The organism is Halomonas icarae (assembly GCF_009901955.1).
Lineage (GTDB): Bacteria > Pseudomonadota > Gammaproteobacteria > Pseudomonadales > Halomonadaceae > Halomonas > Halomonas icarae.
The window spans coordinates 2152007-2170368 of sequence record NZ_WUTS01000001.1; the positions used below are offsets into that span (position 1 = coordinate 2152007).

Below are 18362 nucleotides of genomic sequence, written 5' to 3' on the forward strand. Positions count from 1 at the left end.
TGCGCGAGGCTGTTCCGGCGACAGGCCTTCGAGGGGGCGCTGTAAATACTTCCCTGTACGCTACCTCGGCCATCCCTGGTCCTCGGCCCCCCCTCTGCGACCTATCCCCGGCGCCTCTAGCTTAGTGCGTCTGCGATAGCCGCGGGTTTCCTTGAGCCTTGAAGCTTGTAGCTCGCTTCAGCGCAGCCAGATCACGCTGGCCATTCTTCCCGTGCTGCCATTGTCGCGACGGTGGGAGTAGAAGCGTGACTCGCAGGCGGTGCAGAAGTGGCCGCCGCTGATATGGGAGACGCCCAGACGCTCCAGACGCAAGCGCGCCAGGCGGTAGAGATCGGCCATGTAGTGGCCCAGGCGATAGGGGCTGGGGTCGAAGGCATCGGCGGCCTCGGGGTGCACGCCGACGAAGGCCTGATAGACCTCGGGTCCCACCTCGAACTGGGCATTGGAGATCGCCGGCCCCAGCCAGGCCAGCTGCTCCTCGGGCGGCACACCCAATGCCGCCACCGTGGCCTCCAGCACCCCGCCCGCCAGCCCACGCCAGCCGGCATGGGCCAACGCCACGCGCTCGCCGCGGCGGTCACAGAAGAAGACCGGCAGGCAGTCGGCAGTAAGGACCACACAGGCATGGTCACGATCGAAGGCGACCGCGGCATCGGCCTCCGGCGACTCGTCGGTATAGCCTTGCTGCACCCGCGCGCCGTGCACCTGATTGAGCCACAGCAGCGGTCGTTCGCCATCGACCTGCTTGTGCAGCAGGCGACGGCACAGCGCCACATGGGCGGGATTGTCACCCACGTGGTCGGCCGGGTTGAAGCAGGCAAAGTCCCCCTGGCTGGGACCGGTCTCGCGGGTGGTGACTAAGGCCCCCACGGAGGTGGGTGCCGGCCAGTCGGGCAGAACCAGGGTGGGCCGCAGGTCGGGGGCGTCGCTCATGACAGTATCCTCGGTGCCACAGGGGGTCAGCGCATCGTCTCGTGATCGTCACGCAGGTAGTCGAGCAACATCAGCAGGTCGTCAGGCAGGGCCGCCCGGAAGCTCATCGTCTCTCCACTGCCCGGATGCACGAAAGCCAGCCGGCGGGCGTGCAACGCCTGGCGCGGAAACTCGCGCAGAATCTCCTTGAGCGTATCCGAGGAGCCAGCGGGCAGCTTGAGACGACCACCGTAGACGGGGTCGCCGACCAGCGGGTAGCGCAGGTGCGCCAGGTGTACGCGGATCTGGTGAGTACGCCCGGTCTCCAGCCGGCAGCGCACATGGGTGTGAGCACGGAAGCGCTCGACCACTCGGTAGTGGGTCACCGCCGGCTTGCCGGCGGCGGTCACCGCCTGGCGCTTGCGATCCTTGGCATGTCGGCCGATCGGCGCATTCACCGTACCGCCGGCGGTCATCACCCCCACACAGATGGCGTCATACTCCCGTGACACCGTGCGCGCCTGCAGCTGCTCCACCAGCGACGTCTGGGCGGCCAGCGTTCTGGCCACCACCATCAGGCCACTGGTGTCCTTGTCCAGGCGATGCACGATGCCGGCCCGGGGCACCGACGCCAGCGCCGGGTCGTGATGCAACAGCGCATTGAGCAGGGTGCCATTCGGATTGCCTGCGGCGGGATGCACCACCAGCCCGGGTGGCTTGTTGATCACCAGCACCTGCTCATCCTCGTACACCACCTCGAGGGGAATATCCTCGGGCTCGAAGCGGGTATCGTCCTCGACTTCGGTACAGAGGCGCAGCCATTCGCCTCCGTAGACCTTGTCCCTGGGCCGTGCCGGCTGGTCATCCAGGGTCAGGTCGCCGGCCTTGATCCAGGCCTTCAGGCGCTCGCGGGAAAAGTCGGAGAAGAGCTCCGCCGCGGCCTGGTCGAGCCGCTGGCCGGCCATGGCATCGGGAACACGCTGCTGTGCTTCGAAGGTCTGAGACATGAAGAGAGTGACCGTTTCGGGAATCGGAATCGGGCGCCGCCGATGACTGCGTTTTGCCACGCAGTGCTTTATAGTGGACGGGTTTAGGGCCGATTCTAACACGGCCAGTCCGCGTTGTTTGCCACGAGGATCACGATGCGCGTTTCCAATACCCCTGTCCGTTTCGCGGCCCTGCTTCTGGCTACCAGCCTGCTGACCGGCTGCTCACTGTTCGGCGGTGGCTCCGACGCCTCGAGCGACGAGGCCGCCAGCAGTACACAAGCCAGCCCCTCACAGCGGGCCGCGGAGGAAGAGGTCGAGTATGCCAACCTCGGTGAGCGCGAACTCTACGAGGAGGCGCGCGACTCCCTGGACCGCGGCAACTTTACCGCTGCGATTTCCCGGCTCGAGGCACTCGATACCCGCTTCCCGTTCGGTGGTCACGCCGAACAGGCCCAGCTGGAGCTGATCTACGCCTACTACGAGACCGGCAACTGGGAGGCGACCCGAGCAGCGGCCAACCGCTTCATTCGCCTGCACCCCAGCCATCCCCAGGCCGACTATGCCCTCTACATGCGGGGGCTGGCCGCCTGGCAGGCCGGTCGTTTCAGTCTCGAGCGCCTCAAGCTGATCGACATCTCCAAGCGCGACCTGGGCGCCTCCCGTGATGCCTACAGCGACTTCCGTGAGCTCGCTCGACTCTACCCCAATAGCCAGTACGCACCGGATGCTCGCCAGCGCATCGTCTATCTGCGCAACCTTCTGTCGCGCCATGAGTTACATGTCGCCGACTATTATATGCGCCGCGGCGCCTACCTCGCCGCCGTGGAGCGCGGTCGCTGGGTGATCGAGCACTACCCCCAGAGCGAGGCGACTCGCGACGCCCTGGCGGTCATGGTCGAGGGCTACCTGGGCCTGGAGATGCGCGACCGCGCCCGCGAGACCCTGCGCGTGCTGATCGACAACGCCCCCGACCACGAGCAGCTGCGGGGCCGCACCTTCACGCCCCGCCACGTCGACGCCGACTCGATCTCGGCCTGACCGGCGGCAGGCTACACGTCAGAATCACGTGATCGCTCGAAGTAAAAGAAAACCCGGAGGCCTTGGCCTCCGGGTTTTCTTGTAGCTCGGCACTTGTAGCTCCGCTCTTGTAGCTCGTAGCTCGTAGCTCGTCGGCGCTATTCGCCGGGCTGCCAGCCATTGACGATAGGGTAGCGGCGATCGCGACCAAACCCGCGGCGGGTTACCCTCACCCCCACCGGTGCCTGGCGACGCTTGTACTCGCAACGGTCCACCAGCTTGACCACCCGGTAGACATCATCGCGGTCAAAGCCCGCCTCGATGATCGCCTCGGCACTCATGTCGCCCTCGATATAGCGCACCAGAATGGCATCCAGGGTGTCGTAGTCGGGCAGCGAGTCGCTGTCCTTCTGGTCGGGTGCCAGCTCCGCGGAGGGCGGACGCTCGATCACCCGCTCGGGGATCGCCGGCGACTGGGTGTTGCGCCAGCGCGCCAGACGGTAGACCCAGGTCTTGTAGACATCCTTGATGGCATTGTAGCCGCCCACCATATCGCCATAGAGCGTGGAGTAGCCCACCGCCATCTCGCTCTTGTTGCCCGTGGTCAGCACCATCAGGCCCTTCTTGTTGGAGATCGCCATCAGCAGCACGCCACGACAGCGGGACTGCAGGTTCTCCTCGGTGGTGTCCCGCGTCGTGCCCTCGAAGGCACCGGAGAGGGTCTCCATGAACGCCTCCACCATCGGCTCGATGGGCATCACCTCGTAGTGCACGCCCAGCATGTCGGCCTGTTCGGCGGCATCCTGCCGGGAGATGTCGGCGGTATAGTGGTAGGGCATCATCACCGCCTGTACCCGCTGGGGACCCAGGGCATCCACGGCAATCGCCAGTGACAGGGCGGAGTCGATGCCCCCCGAAAGTCCCAGCACCACGCCCTCGAAGCCGCTCTTGTTGACGTAGTCGCGCAGCCCGGTAACCAGCGCACAGTAGAGGTTCTCCTCCGGCTCGACGTCGGGCTCGGTCTCGCCGGCCTGAGGCACCCAGCCGCCCTGGCGGTGAATAAACTGCACCGGCATCACGCCCACGGCCCAGTGGGGCGCCTGCACGCACAGCTCGCCGGAAGCGTCCACGCAGGCCGAGCCGCCGTCGAACACCAGCTCGTCCTGACCGCCGATCTGGTTCACATAGACGATAGGCAGCGACACCGCCGCGGCACGCTCCTCCAGCAGACGCAACCGCTCGGCAGGCTTGTCCTGATGGAAGGGCGAGGCATTGAGGCTGATCAGGATCTCGGCACCGGCCTCCTTCGCCAGACGCGCCGGAGCCTCCTCCCAGAGATCCTCGCAGATCAGCAGACCCAGCTTCGCGCCTCGATGCTCGATCACCAGAGGCTCGCTGCCCCTGGCAAAGTAGCGCTGTTCGTCGAACACCTCGTAGTTGGGCAACGCCTGCTTGGCATATTCACCCAGCCACTCGCCATCGAAGAGCGCACCGGCCAGGTTCCAGAGCTGCCCCTCGCGACGGCCGGGATAACCGACGATCACCAGCACATCACGCACGACCTTGGCCGCCATCCGAGCGCGAGCCTCGCGCAGACGACTCTCCATGGAGGGTCGCAACAGCAGGTCCTCCGGCGGATAGCCGGTCAGACAGAGTTCGGGCAGCACCACGATATCGGCGCCATGCTCGATGCGCGCCTCGCGCACCGCCTCGATGGCGCGATCGGTATTGCCGGGAATATCCCCTACCAGGGGGTCCAGCTGAGCCATCACCAGCGTCAGGTCTTGCATGGGCTTGGAAATCTCTCGAGAATCAATGAATACCCTCATTGTCCCGCATGGGCGGCCGACTGGCAAAGCCGACCACCCCACCTGGGAGTCACCCGGATGAACCTCTTGATAATACGCCTGATCATCTTCGCCGTGCTGTTCTTCGCTGGCCTCAAGCTATACCGCATGTACCGCGAGTGGAAGCTGGACCGTGAAGCGCTGCTGGAGGACGACCGAGACGACTCCCGGGGCAACCAGATGGTGCGCTGCGCCTGGTGCCAGGTGCATGTACCCGAGAGCGAAGCCCAGCGCGCGCAGGGCGAGTGGTTCTGCTCCAGCGCCCACCGGGACCGCTATCTTCAGGAGCAGAGGGAACATGACGAACCGGGAAACGACGACGACCCGCACGCCTGAAGCGCCGACACCCTGGATGCGGCTCGCCTGCTCCCCAGACTAGCCAGCCGCCCTACTCCGCCTCAACCGCCCGGCGAAAGCGCCCGACATAGTCGAACAGCTTCTCGCGCACCTGCCAGTGGCGCCCCACCCTGCGTCCCACCACGAAGTCGGGATGACGCAGGCGGTGACGCTCGGCGATCACCTGCTCTGGGGTCTCAGGCCGAAAGGGCACCCCCGGGACGCGCAGATGCTCGCGCAGGAAGGCCGCGGCGAAGGCGCCACGCTGGGCTGGGGTCTCAAGGGCGAACCACTCGGCTAGCGTCGTGCCATCCTCGTCATGGTAGGTGACCTTGAGGCGAGGCAGGCCGCGGCCGTTGACGGTGGCCTCCAGCTGCATGCCGGCGACCCGCAGCACCCGGGCGTCACGCAGGCGCAACGCCTCCTTGAGCTTGTCGTCGGCATCCACCAGCTGGACGCCGCAGCCATGGCAGCGCCGGGCGGCGATATCGTTCTCGGCGCCGCAGTCGCCACACACCTTGAAACGAAAGCGAAACGAACATTGCTCCATCGCCGTCGACGTCGACGTTGAAGTTACGCTTTTCGCGCGGGGTCGGGCGCGATTGGAAAGCACCAGCCCCTGGCAACGACGCCCGAAATGCTCGATCACCAGGTCGCCGTCGCGCTTGCCCCAGAAGAGATTGGCATGACCGCAGGCCGGGCACTCCACCTGCACAGGTTCGCTGTCGCCTGTCGGCTTGGGTGATCCCACCTCGGGGGCGTAGAGATCCCAGGGGTTGCCCGCGTAGTCGAGGATCAGGCAGTCGCGCTTGCCCGGCGAGAGGCGCAGCCCGCGGCCGGCGATCTGCTGGTAGAGACTCACCGACTCGGTGGGGCGCAGGATAACGATCAGGTCGACATGCGGCGCATCGAAGCCGGTGGTCAGCACCGCCACATTGACCAGGTACTTCAGCTTGCGCACCTTGAAGGCGTCGATGATCCGTTCACGTTCGGCCGAGGGCGTCTCGCCGGTGATCAGCGCCGACTCCTCTGCCGGCAGATAGCCGAGGATCTCCTCGGCATGGGCCACACTGGCGGCAAACAGCATCACCCCCTGGCGATCCCGGGCTCGTTCGATCACCTCGGCAATGATGCCCGGCGTGGCACGGTGGCCCGCGACCACTCGATTGAGCTCCTCCTCCCGGAAGAGCCCGCTCGTGGTCGGCGTGAGAGCCGAGAAGTCATAGCGCTCCACCGCCGCGTCCACCCTCACCGGCTCGGCCAGGTAGCCCTGCTTGACCATCAGCCTGAGCGGCTGCTCGAAGACACACTCCTGGAAGAAGCAATCGGCCTCACCGCGCACCATGCCGTGATGGTGGCGGTGGTAGATGAACCCCTGACCGAGGCGATAGGGCGTCGCCGTCAGCCCCAGCACCTTGAGCCGGGGGTTGGCGGAGCGCAGCCGCTCGATCACCCGACGGTAGCTGGCATCCTCCGCCGGGGAGACACGGTGGCACTCATCGATCACCAGCAGGGTGAAATTGCCCTGCCCCGAGGCCGGAGAAGCGAAACGATCCAGACCACGCACCACCGACTGAACCGAGCCGAACACCACCTGGCGTTCGGCCTCCTTGCGCCCCAGGCCGGCGCTGAAGATATCGGCCTCGAGGCCGTAGGCCAGATACTTGGCGTGGTTCTGCTCCACCAGTTCACGCACATGAGCCAGCACCAGCACCCGCCCGCGGGCCAGGCGCGCCAGCTCGGCGATCACCAGCGACTTGCCGCTGCCGGTGGGCAGCACCACCACTGCCGGGTCGTCGGACCCACGGAAGTGCTCGATGACGCGCCCCACCGCCTCCCGTTGATAGGGGCGCAGGCTTGGCACAGGCTTTTCGGACATCAGGCACCTCTCACACTGAGCGGGCGCCAGTCTACCGGGCGACGGTGGCCTCGTCAGCTCGGCTCACACTTCTCGCCTCGCACGTCTCGGCAACGCAGCGGATAGGGTCACTCACGCCTGCTGCGTCGCTAGGCCACCCAGGGGTCAGGCGAAGCCGAGATAGAGCCCGAAGGCGGCGATCAGGGCGCCGGCATATTGCGCGACACGCGGGCTGGCCCAGCGCCTGGCGAGGCGACCCAGGCCCACACCACAGCCATGCAGAGCCGCGGTGGCGAGAACGAAGCCGATACCGTAGGCCAGCCCCGACGTCATCGCCGGCATCTCGGTGCCATGGGCATGGCCATGGAACACCGCAAACAGACCAACCAGAACACTACTCGCCAGCAGCGGCAGACGCACCGCCGCCGCAACCAGCAGGCCGAGGACAAGCACCGACGCCACGATGCCCGGCTCGACCCATGGCAGGGCGATCCCCGCCATGCCGATCGCGCCGCCGAGCAGCATGACCACCATGAAGCTGACGGGCACGGCCCAGATGGCACGCCCGCCTCGCTGTGCGGCCCAGAGGCCGACCGCGAGCATGGCGGCCATGTGATCGATGCCCATCCAGGGGTGCAGGAAGCCCTGCGCCATCCCTCCCGAGTAGCCGCTGCCGACATGGGCATAAGCCAGCGCTGGCAACAACAGAAGGGCCGCGCCCCACCCGATGCATCGCGTCAATTCATGTGATTGCATGTTACTCCTCCTACCTTGACCCAAGGGTATGACCTCAACCGCCTGTGGCGCTGATCGCCGTGGTAAGCCTGGTGGCCGCGTATCTGCATGCGTCACTCATGACCATGATGGTGATGGGTATGCCCCCCTTCGTGGCTGTGTACGTGACCGCCATCGTCTGTTGCATGAAAGTGCGGCGCCATGGGGCCGGGATCGACCGGGGCATGACTGCCATCGACGTAGGCGCGATAAAGTTGCCGCACCCAGTCGCACAGCTGGCTCGTGGTTTCGGGGCGCTTGCGTGATATCGCCAGTACCGGGCGCCCCTCGCGGGCCTTTTCGGCATCCGCGACCATTTGCCCGACGTCGACATCGACATGTTCGGCGAGATCGACCTTGTTGATGACCAGCAGATCGGCCCCACCGATGCCGGGGCCGCCCTTGCGCGCCACATCGCCGCCTCCGGCGACGTCGAGCACGAAGAGCTGTGCATCGACAAGCGCCGGCGAGAACGTCGCGGTGAGGTTGTCTCCGCCACTCTCGACGAGCACGATGTCCAGCGGGGCAAAGTCACGCTCGAGATCCTCGATGGCGATCAGGTTCATGGTCACGTCATCGCGAATCGCGGTATGGGGGCAGGCGCCCGTCTCCACCGCACGGATTCGCTCGGCCGGCAGCACGCCCTCGGAGCGCAGGAAGCGGGCATCCTCGTCGGTGTAGATATCGTTGGTGATCACGCCGATGACGAATTCATCGCTGAGACTGCGGCACAGCGTCGCGATCACCGAGCTTTTCCCGGTTCCCACGGGACCGGCGACACCGATCCTCAGTGCACGATGCTCGTTCGTCGGGGTTGTCTTCGCCATGCTGTTCTCCTCCATGGCCGGCTTATCCGGCACCAGTGTGCTCAGTTTGGCTGACCACCTCATCACGGTGGCCCTCGGATTCGGGCAGGGGGGCATCCCTGGGTGCCCACGGCGCCCCAAGCGTGTCGAGCCCGGCGCTCAGGCGCCGGCGAAGCTGCAGGCTATCGGGCGCCACGGCGCTGACGACCATGCCTGGCCCCGGCAGTGGCGCCAGGATGGCGCTGGAATGAAAGGTGGAGGTGGCCGGGGTCCCGCTCTCCCATGCAGGGTCGACCGCAATGATCGATCCGACGGCACCGTTCTCACCCACGACCGCGGCACCACGCCAGCCATCGGCCTGCGGTCCAACACACAGCTGCTGGTGATAGAGCGGGGCATCGTCATGGGTCACCCGCAGGGTGGTGCGGAAATCTCCCGGCGGTTCGCGGTGCCTCCCGAACAGCGTCTCCTCACGCATCACCAGCCGGGCACCGCGCTCGAGGCAAACCCGTACGTCATGCTCATGGTCGCAGCCACAAGCCGCGATGATCGGCTCCGGCAGCCAGACCAAGGTGGCGCCCTCGCCGACTCGCACATTGATTCGCATATGCGAACGCCCACCACATGGGCCCGGCAGCACCAGCATCGCCGAGGCCTCGGTCAGCACCAGTGTGCTGCCTGCCCCGACATGCACATCGAGCGCATAGTCGTCGCCGCCGAGCGGTCCGGCGGCGCCGGCGGCCAGCATGACACGCGCCACCTCGCGACGACGATGGGTCAGCGGCTCCGACTCCTTGGGATGGGCCGGACGCAGGACGAGTGCCCCCTGGGAGCGCAATACACCGACCCTCGAGCGTGCCCGGGCGTCTGCCTCGGTGGTCAGCACCGCCCGTGACGACATCGCACCCGGCCGTCTCGCACCCTGATCACGAAGCACATGCTCACGAGGCGAGTGCTCATGAGATGAATGCTTGTGAGATGAATGGTCACGAGGCAAAGAGGCGTACATTCCAGCTCCTGTGGTGTTCGGCCGCGATATCGCTCAGAGGAGCCCCCCGCGAAGGCAGCTCGCTTGCGAGAGCATCGGCGTGATTGGCGGCGGCGTCTGCCAGGCGGTCGAGCCGTTCGGTGGCCCGCGCGAGGGCGGCGTGGACATCGAAGGGGTCGATTCGCATCAGCTTCGCCGCGGCCGCGGCCGGCCCCGCCACGCTCTCGTGCAGGATGGCCAGCGCGGCGTCGCGAGGGCCGAGGCCAAGCGCCGCGGCGGCCACCCCCATGACCACAGGCTGATGGGGGACGGTGCCGAGCCGTGCGAAGTGCGGATGGGGGTGAATGGTGCTCATCACTCGAAGCAGCTGCCTGCCGAGGATTCGCGACACCGAGCGCAGTTCCGGGGAGGGTGTGCGTGCGTCGAGCTCGGACTCCAGCGCCGATAGTGCCGCGGTGTCATCCCGCGCCACACGCTCACAGGCGGCGGCGGCGAAGGCCGCGGCAACGAAGCCCGTGGTTTCGGCTCGGCCGACAAGAAACCGTTCGAGCCCCGCTGCGTCCGACACCCTACCCGCCTGAACCGTTGGCTCCAACCCGCCGGAGTGCGCATAGCCGCCTGCCGGCAAGCGACCATCCGCGAGCAGAAGCAGCGCCGCCTGTCCCTGTGCCATATGCCTTCCTGCCTAGAAGAGAAAGTATCGCTGCGCCATCGGTACGTCATCGGTGGGCTCGTGGTCGACAAGCTCGCCATCGATCTTCACCGCATAGGTGTTGGGATCGACCTCGATCCTGGGCAGCGCCTGGTTTTCGGGCATATCCATCTTGGTCCTGCCGCGACAGCTCTCGATGGCGACAAACTGTCGGTGGGTATTCACACGCCCGGGTAGCCCATCATCGATTGCCGCCTGGGAGACGAACGCCATGCTGGTCGCTCCTGCCGCAGGGGAGTAGACATTGAAGCCGAGTCGCTCGAGCACGGGCTGAGGCGTAGGAATCGAGGCGTTCGGATCGCCAAGCGCGGCCGTCGCGGCCATCCCTCCCGTGAAGACGATAGTGGGTCGAATGCCGAAGAGGGCCGGCTGCCACAGCACCAGGTCGGCCTTCTTGCCCACCTCGATGGAGCCGATATGCTTCTCGAGCCCATGGGCCACCGCGGGGCAGATCGTGTACTTCGCCACATAGCGGCGCGCCCGGTGATTGTCGGCGTTGCTGTCCCCCGCCAGGGGCCCGCGCAGCTTCTTCATCTGGTGCGCGGTCTGCCAGGTACGGATCACCACCTCACCGATCCGCCCCATCGCCTGGGCGTCGGAGGACATGATCGAGATCGCACCGAGATCCTGCAGCACGTCCTCGGCCGCGATCGTTCCCGCGCGAACCCGGCTTTCGGCGAAGGCGAGGTCGTTGGGCACCTGCGGGTTGAGGTGGTGCGCCACCATCACCATATCTAGGTGCTCGTCCACGGTATTGCGAGTGAACGGCCGTGTCGGGTTGGTCGACGCCGGCAACACGTTGGCCTCGCCCGCGATGCGGATGATATCCGGCGCGTGGCCGCCACCGGCGCCCTCGGTATGGAAGGAGTGGAAGGTGCGTCCGTCCACCGCCTTGAGCATATCTTCGACAAACCCGGCCTCGTTGAGGGTATCCGAGTGGATCGCTACCTGAACCCCAGAGGCGTCGGCCACCTGCAGCACGGCATCGATGACCGCTGGCGTCGCACCCCAGTCCTCATGCACCTTGAAGCCACCCACGCCACCGCGGAGCTGCTCCCACATCGCCTCGTGGGACATGGTGTTCCCGCGCCCGAGAAACAGCACGTTGACCGGCCAGGGATCGAAGCTCTCCAGCATCCTCTCCATCCACCAGGAACCGGGTGTCGCGAGGGTGGCCTTCGACCCTTCGGTGGGACCCGTGCCACCGCCCAGCACGGTAGTGGTACCCGATGCCAGGGCGATCTGCATCATCTGGGGGCCGACGAAGTGCACATGGGTGTCGATCGCACCCGCCGTGGCAATCAGCCCGTTACCCGCCATGATCTCGGTCGAGGGACCGATCACCAGGTCGGGGTGCACACCATCCATGGTGTCGGGATTGCCGGCCTTGCCGATCGCGGTAATACGACCATCGCGCACGCCGATGTCGGCCTTGATCACGCCCCAGTGGTCGAGAATGACCGCACCGGTGATCACCAGATCCGGGGTGCCCTCGGCACGCGTCGCCGTGGACTGCCCCATCGACTCACGCACCGACTTGCCGCCGCCGAATACCGCCTCGTCACCGCCACCACAGCGATCCTCCTCGACCTCGATGACCAGATTGGTATCGGCGAGGCGAATGCGATCGCCCTTGGTCGGACCATACGACGCCACATATTCCGAACGGGAAATCTTACCCATCGAGACCTCCTCGGCAGAGCCCACGCAGACCGGGCACGATGCGTCGCCCCCGAATAGGGATCAGTTCTACCTCTTCCACGGCCCCGGGCTCGAAGCGCACGGCGCCCCCCGAAAGCACGTTGAGTCGCTTGCCCCAGGCCGCCTCCCTGTCGAACTCGAGCGCCTCGTTGGCCTCGGCGAAGTGATAGTGCGAACCGACTTGCACCGGGCGATCCGCGGCGTTGATCACCCTGATCGTGGTGACGGGTTGGCCGGCATTGATCTCGACATCGCCCTCTCCGTAGAGGACCTCTCCCGGCACCAGAGGGTCGCTCTCCTCGAGCCGCTCCATCGACTCACGACGCGGCGCCTGGCGCGCCCCGGAGCCGGGCCGACGGGGCTCGCTTGGCGAATGGGCACCCGAGGAGCGTGTGCGCTTCTCGATCTTGTAACCGGGCGCATCGGAGGCGTGCTCCGCCTTCGGCGAATCGGCAGCCATCTTTTCGGGTGGCCCGAACGGATTGGATGGTTTTCTGGTCATTGTACCGGCCCCGTTACCGTCACGAGCTTGGTGCCGTCGGGGAAGGTCGCCTCGACCTGCACTTGAGCGAGCATCTCCGGCACCCCCTCCATCACATCATCGCGGCTCAGCACATGACGCCCCGACTCCATGAGGTCGGCAACCGTTTCGCCATTGCGAGCCCCCTCGAGCAGATACGAGGTGATGAGTGCCGTGGCCTCGGGAAGGTTGAGCTTGAGGCCGCGCTCCTTGCGCTCCAGCGCCAGCTTGCCGGCCGTGTAGATCATTAGCCGCTCTTGCTCGTGCATACTGAGAAACATGGGACTCCCCCTGAGCGTTATGGCAAGAGTCGAGACGACGCCTTTGTCCAGCTGACTCCAGCGTGCCGTTCGGATAAACAGTCACCCCTCAAGCAAGCTAGCACACCCCCAAGAGGCCACAACGTTGAATTGCCGCTTCTCAAACGGGGCCAAGCCATGCTACCGAGCCAGGCCTTGTGGAAGTACTCGTAACGCCCCCTCGACAGCCTGTCGCCTCACGACAGGCGGATGCCGGTCTATGCTGTTCGGTGAGAACCCGAATCGATTCTGGAGGAGGCCCGATATGCCGGTCATGTTGCGCAGGCTGACCCTCACCCTGCTGCTGAGCGGCCTGACCCTCGGCGCTTGGGCCCAGGCGGCCGAGGCCCTGATCGAGGGCCTGGAGAGCGATCATCACACGCTGCGCCTTGAGCGCATCGCCGCCGGTCTCGAACACCCCTGGTCGCTGGTCTTTCTGCCCGACGGCGACCTGCTGGTCAGTGAACGCCCGGGGCGTCTGGCACGCATCGACCAGGCGGGTCGGATGACCCGCCTGGAGGGTGTCCCCGAGGTGAGCACTCGCGGCCAGGGTGGCCTGCTCGATCTCGCCCTGCACCCGCGCTTCGGCGATGGTGAGCACGACTGGCTCTACTTCACCTGGAGCCAGCCCGGCAGCGGTGGCAGCGCCACCACTCTCTCCCGGGCGCGGCTGGGCGACGACTCCCTGACCCATATCGAGACGCTTTTCGAGCAGGGCCGTTTCTCCGCCCCCGGGCGCCACTATGGCTCGCGACTCGCCTGGCTGCCCGACGGCACGCTGCTGATGAGCATCGGTGACCGCGGGCGCGAGCCACCCCGCGCCCAGGATGGCGGCGATCATGCCGGCAGTGTGCTGCGCCTGACCGACACCGGCGGCGTGCCGCCCGACAACCCCTTCGTCGACGACGCCGCGGTGCTCGACGAGCTCTTCACGCTGGGCAATCGTAACCCCCAGGGTCTCACCGTCGCAAAGGATGGCACCCCCTGGTCCACCGAACACGGTCCGCGTACCGGAGACGAGCTCAACCGCCTGGTGGGCGGCGACAACTATGGCTGGCCGGTGGTCAGCCGCGGCAACGACTACGGTACCAATCAGCCCATCGGTCGTGACAGCGCACCGGGCATGCGTGATCCCGTGCATGTCTTCGACGGACGCTTCGCCCCCTCGGGGCTGGTCGAGGTCAGCGGCGACACCTTCACCGCCTGGCAGGGTCACTTTCTGGCCGGTGGCCTGGCCAGTGAACGCCTGATCCGCCTGGCGCTGGAAGGAGATGAGGTGGTGGAACACGAAGTCCTGCTGGAGGGCGAGATCGGACGCATCCGCGACGTCCGACAGGGACCCGACGGCACCATCTATCTGCTCGAGGACGCCACGAATGGTGCGCTCTACCGGCTGACGCCGGTAGCCCCTTAACGTAGCCCCATAGCCTGGCCCCATAGCGCCCCGGGGCCGCCTTGTCGCGACTCGACTGGATCGCGATAACGACCGGCATGCCGAGTGCGCCTTGACTTGCTACTGGAAGACCGACGTGAGCCAGAATGACGACGCCCGGGGCAGAACAAGTGCTCCCGGGCGTCGCAAGGTACGGAGGGTTGCTAAGCGATCAGTCGAGCCAGACGCGGGCGTTGCGGAACAGCCGCTGCCAGGCACCGTCCTGGGTCCACTCGGCGGGACGCCAGGAGTTGGTCACCGCACGCACCACCCGCTCCGGATGGGGCATCATGATGGTGACCCGGCCATCCGGAGTAGTCAGCCCGGTAACGCCGGAGGGCGAGCCGTTGGGGTTGGCCGGGTAACGAGTGGTGACCTGGCCGTAGTTGTCCACGTAGCGCAACGCCACCTCGCCACTGCCCTGCAGCTTGCGCAGGTGGGCGCTGTCACGAAACTCGGCGCGCCCCTCGCCGTGGGCCACGGCGATGGGCAGCCGCGAGCCCTCCATGCCGGCCAGCAGGATCGAGGGGCTCTTCTCCACCTGGACCATGGCCACGCGAGCCTCGAACTGCTCCGACTCGTTGCGCACGAACCGCGGCCACGCGTCGGCCCCGGGGATCAGCTCCTTGAGCTGGGCAAGCATCTGACAGCCGTTGCACACGCCCAGCGAGAAGCTGTCCTCGCGCTGGAAGAAGGCCGCGAACTGGTCGCGGGCACGCTCGTTGAACAGCACCGACTTGGCCCAGCCGCCGCCGGCACCCAACACATCGCCGTAGGAGAAGCCACCGCAGGCCACCAGGCCCTTGAACTCATCCAGCGACACCCTGCCTGCCAGGATATCGCTCATATGCACGTCCACCGACTCGAAGCCGGCGCGGTCGAAGGCCCAGGCCATCTCCACCTGGCCGTTGACCCCCTGCTCGCGCAGCACCGCCACCGGTGGCCGTGCCAGGTTGAGCCCGGGGGCCTGGAGATAGCGAGCCGCGATATCCTCGTCGACATCGAAGGTGGGGGTGGCAGAGAGCCCCGGGTCGCGATCGTCGAGCAGGCCGTCGAACTCGCTCTTGGCACACTCGGGATTGTCGCGCAGCGCCTGCAGGCGATAGCTGGTCTCGGCCCAGGTGCGCTGGGTCCGTAGCCGCGTGGTCTCGAGCAGCGGCTCCTCGAACAGGGTCACCCGCACCTGGTCGTCATAGCGCGGCCGCGCTATGACCCCACAGGTCTCGAGCCCCGCCGCGGCAAGCTGGGCCAGCACCTCCTCGGTGTGCTCACGGCTCACCTGGATCACCGCGCCCAGCTCCTCGGCGAACAGCGCGTTGAAGGCCTCCACCGGCTCGTCCACCAGCCAGTCGAGCTTGATCTCGAGACCGGCATGGGCCGCGAAGGCCATCTCCAGCAGGGTCACCAGCAGGCCACCGTCGCTGCGGTCGTGGTAGGCGAGCAGCTTGCCCTCGGCGTTGAGTCCCTGGATCACCGCGAAGAACGCCTTGAGGTCCTCCGGGTCGTCCAGGTCGGGACACTCATCCCCCACCTGACCGTAGACCTGGGCAAGGGCCGAGCCACCCAGGCGATTGCGACCTCCACCCAGGTCGATCAGGATCAGGTCGGACTCGTCCTGCTCCAGATTGATCTGGGGTGTCAGGGTGCGCATGGCATCCGTGACCGGGGCAAAGCCGGTGATCACCAGCGACAGCGGCGAGGTCACACTCTTCTCCTCGCCCTGGCCATCATCAGAGTCGCCCTCCTCCTGCCAGGCGGTGCGCATGGACATGGAGTCCTTGCCTACCGGCACGGCGATGCCCAGGGCCGGACAGAGCTCCATGCCCACGGCATGCACGGCGTCGTAGAGCGCCTGGTTCTCGCCGGGATGGTCGGCGGCACTCATCCAGTTGGCGGAGAGCTTGATGTCGGAGAGCTTCTCGATGGGCGCGGCGGCCAGGTTGGTGATCGCCTCGGCCACCGCCAGGCGGGCACTGGCGGCCGGGTCGATCAGTGCCACAGGCGGTCGCTCGCCCATGGCCATGGCCTCGCCGGCATGGGTGTCGAAGCTCGCCGTGGTCACCGCCACATCGGCCACCGGCACCTGCCAGGGCCCGACCATCTGATCGCGGGCCACCTGGCCGGTGATCGAGCGGTCACCGATGGTGATCAGAAAGCTCTTGGAGGCCACGGTGGGCAGGCGCAGGACACGATCCATGGCCTCGCGCAGGTCGAGGTTGTCGAGCATCACGCCCGACAGCTCATGGCTCTGCCGCTGGAAGTCACGGGTCATCTTCGGCGGCTTGCCGAACAGCACGCTCATCGGCAGGTCGACGGGCCGGCTCTCGAAGTGGCCGTCACGCACCGTCAGGTGATGGGCCTCGGTGGCCTCGCCAACCACGGCGTAGGGGCAGCGCTCACGAGCACACAGGGCCTCGAAGGTCGCGAGATCCTCCGGCGCCACCGCCAGCACATAACGCTCCTGGGCCTCGTTGCACCAGATCTCCAGCGGGCTCATGCCCGGCTCGGCGTTGGGTACCGCGCGCAGGTCGAACAGGCCACCGCGCTCGCCATCCTTGACCAGCTCCGGCAGCGCATTGGAGAGACCGCCGGCGCCCACGTCATGGATAAAGCACATCGGGTTGTTCTCGCCCAGCGCCCAGCAGCGGTCGATCACCTCCTGGGCCCGGCGCTCCATCTCGGGATTGCCACGCTGCACGGAGGCGAAGTCCAGGTCGGCGCTGGAGGCACCGGACGCCATGGAGGAGGCCGCCCCGCCGCCCAGGCCGATCAGCATCGCCGGGCCGCCCATCACGATCAGCTTGCCGCCTACCGGGATCTCGCCCTTCTGCACGTGGCCATCGCGGACATTGCCGTAGCCGCCGGCGATCATGATCGGCTTGTGGAAGCCGCGGCGCTCGATGCCATTGGCCCCCATCGCCTCCTGCTCGTAGGTACGGAAGTAGCCGGTGAGATTCGGCCGACCGAACTCGTTGTTGAAGGCTGCACCGCCGATGGGGCCCTCGAGCATGATCTCAAGCGCCGAGACGATACGTTCGGGCTTGCCATAGTCGAACGCCTCCCAGGGCTGCACGAATTCGGGGATGCGCAGGTTGGAGACGGTAAAGCCGCTGAGACCCGCCTTGGGCTTGCCGCCGATGCCGGTGGCCCCCTCGTCACGGATCTCGCCACCGGCGCCGGTGGCCGCTCCGGGGTGTGGAGCGATGGCCGTCGGGTGGTTGTGGGTCTCCACCTTCATCAGGATCTGGATCGGCTCTTTATGGCCGGCGTAGGTGGCACGCTCCCCTTCACGACCGGTCAGCGGGGCCGGGAAGAAGCGTGGTGCCTCGCTACCGCGGATCACCGCGGCGTTATCGCTGTAGGCGGAGAGGATGTCGTCCGGCGAGGCCTGATAGGTATTCTTGATCATCTTGAACAGCGAGTGCGTCTGCGTCTCACCGTCGATCACCCAGTCGGCATTGAATATCTTGTGACGACAGTGCTCGGAGTTGGCCTGGGCGAACATCATCAGCTCGACATCCGTGGGGTTGCGTCCCAGTTCGCGGAAGGCTTCGACCAGGTAGTCGATCTCGTCATCCGCCAGGGCCAGGCCAAGCTCGGCGTTGGCGGTCACCAGTGCCTCGCGCCCGCCCTCGAGAAGGTCGACGCTACCCAGGGGGGCCGGCTCATGGTGAGCGAAAAGCTGTGCCGCATCGCTGGAGTCGGTCAGCACCGTCTCGGTCATGCGGTCATGCAGGATGGCGATGATCTTCTCGAAGGCCTTCTCGGAGAGCATGCCCTTGAGCTTGACCCGGTAGGCGATGCCGCGCTCGATGCGATTCACCTGGGACAGGCCGCAGCTATGGGCGATATCGGTGGCCTTGGAGGACCAAGGCGACTGGGTGCCGATGCGCGGCACCACCAGGAAGAGCTGGCCCTCGCCGGCATCACCGCCAGCGCTCTGGGGTTCGGCCCCGTAATCGAGCAACTGCTCCAGCACGGACAGGGCCTTGCCGGAAAGCTCACCCGCATGGTCGACGAAGTGCACATACTCCGCACCCAGCGAGGCAACGTCACCCACGTCATCACGCAGGGCAGCCAGCAGCTTGGCATGACGGAAGGCGGAGAGGGCGGGGGCGCCGCGCAGTTCGAGCATATCCAGGAGCCTCTGAGAATCTTTACGATCGGGGGC

15 protein-coding genes are annotated in these 18362 nt (G+C 66.5%); 3 read left to right on the plus strand and 12 right to left on the minus strand.

What is annotated here, in order from left to right; translation table 11 throughout:
* Positions 1–177 precede the first annotated feature (177 nt).
* Positions 178–933 (minus strand): peptidoglycan editing factor PgeF, encoded by a 756-nt coding sequence (gene pgeF / locus GRB80_RS09865; RefSeq protein ID WP_161423461.1) that lies wholly within the window; start codon positions 931–933, stop codon positions 178–180.
* Positions 934–959: 26 nt separating this feature from the next.
* Positions 960–1919: a 23S rRNA pseudouridine(1911/1915/1917) synthase RluD gene (gene rluD, locus GRB80_RS09870; protein ID WP_132045222.1), complete on the minus strand. Its 960-nt coding sequence runs from the start codon at positions 1917–1919 to the stop codon at positions 960–962.
* Between the two features lie 135 nt (positions 1920–2054).
* Here rluD and GRB80_RS09875 point away from each other — a divergent pair, with 135 nt between their 5' ends.
* Entirely contained in the window at positions 2055–2939 is an 885-nt protein-coding gene (locus tag GRB80_RS09875; RefSeq protein WP_132045220.1) for an outer membrane protein assembly factor BamD, read from the plus strand.
* 137 nt (positions 2940–3076) lie between these two features.
* On the opposite strand, the gene GRB80_RS09880 is transcribed toward GRB80_RS09875, so the two are convergent.
* Entirely contained in the window at positions 3077–4708 is a 1632-nt protein-coding gene (locus GRB80_RS09880) for an NAD+ synthase (RefSeq protein ID WP_132045218.1), read from the minus strand.
* Positions 4709–4804: 96 nt separating this feature from the next.
* Between GRB80_RS09880 and GRB80_RS09885 the strand changes: the two genes are divergently transcribed.
* Positions 4805–5101 carry a PP0621 family protein gene (locus GRB80_RS09885; RefSeq protein ID WP_161423462.1) on the plus strand — a complete coding sequence of 99 codons (297 nt, stop codon included), beginning with the start codon at positions 4805–4807 and terminating at the stop codon, positions 5099–5101.
* A gap of 52 nt (positions 5102–5153) precedes the next feature.
* On the opposite strand, the gene radD is transcribed toward GRB80_RS09885, so the two are convergent.
* The 8 genes from radD to GRB80_RS09925 form a co-directional block, all read right to left on the minus strand.
* Positions 5154–6980 carry a DNA repair helicase RadD gene (radD, locus tag GRB80_RS09890; protein WP_161423463.1) on the minus strand — a complete coding sequence of 609 codons (1827 nt, stop codon included), beginning with the start codon at positions 6978–6980 and terminating at the stop codon, positions 5154–5156.
* Between the two features lie 144 nt (positions 6981–7124).
* Positions 7125–7715: a HupE/UreJ family protein gene (locus GRB80_RS09895; RefSeq protein ID WP_161423464.1), complete on the minus strand. Its 591-nt coding sequence runs from the start codon at positions 7713–7715 to the stop codon at positions 7125–7127.
* Positions 7716–7807: 92 nt separating this feature from the next.
* A complete protein-coding gene (gene ureG / locus GRB80_RS09900) occupies positions 7808–8560 on the minus strand; it encodes an urease accessory protein UreG (RefSeq protein WP_161423465.1) in 753 nt (250 codons plus the stop codon).
* Positions 8561–8582: 22 nt separating this feature from the next.
* On the minus strand, positions 8583–9440 hold the full coding sequence (locus GRB80_RS09905; RefSeq protein WP_161423466.1) for an urease accessory protein UreD: 858 nt from the start codon (positions 9438–9440) through the stop codon (positions 8583–8585).
* An 85-nt stretch (positions 9441–9525) separates the two neighbouring features.
* Entirely contained in the window at positions 9526–10200 is a 675-nt protein-coding gene (locus GRB80_RS09910) for an urease accessory protein UreF (protein WP_161423467.1), read from the minus strand.
* 12 nt (positions 10201–10212) lie between these two features.
* Positions 10213–11922, minus strand: coding sequence for an urease subunit alpha (locus GRB80_RS09915; RefSeq protein ID WP_161423468.1), 1710 nt, complete (start codon positions 11920–11922; stop codon positions 10213–10215).
* Complete coding sequence (locus tag GRB80_RS16530) at positions 11915–12400, minus strand: urease subunit beta (RefSeq protein WP_306766920.1); 486 nt, start codon at positions 12398–12400, stop codon at positions 11915–11917. The genes GRB80_RS09915 and GRB80_RS16530 overlap by 8 nt, the downstream gene beginning before the upstream one ends.
* Before the next feature lie 38 nt (positions 12401–12438).
* Positions 12439–12741, minus strand: coding sequence for an urease subunit gamma (locus tag GRB80_RS09925; RefSeq protein WP_132045202.1), 303 nt, complete (start codon positions 12739–12741; stop codon positions 12439–12441).
* A gap of 283 nt (positions 12742–13024) precedes the next feature.
* On the opposite strand from GRB80_RS09925, the gene GRB80_RS09930 reads away from it, so the two are divergent.
* Positions 13025–14173, plus strand: coding sequence for a PQQ-dependent sugar dehydrogenase (locus GRB80_RS09930; RefSeq protein WP_161423469.1), 1149 nt, complete (start codon positions 13025–13027; stop codon positions 14171–14173).
* Between the two features lie 190 nt (positions 14174–14363).
* On the opposite strand, the gene purL is transcribed toward GRB80_RS09930, so the two are convergent.
* Positions 14364–18326, minus strand: coding sequence for a phosphoribosylformylglycinamidine synthase (gene purL, locus GRB80_RS09935; protein ID WP_161423470.1), 3963 nt, complete (start codon positions 18324–18326; stop codon positions 14364–14366).
* Positions 18327–18362 lie beyond the last annotated feature (36 nt).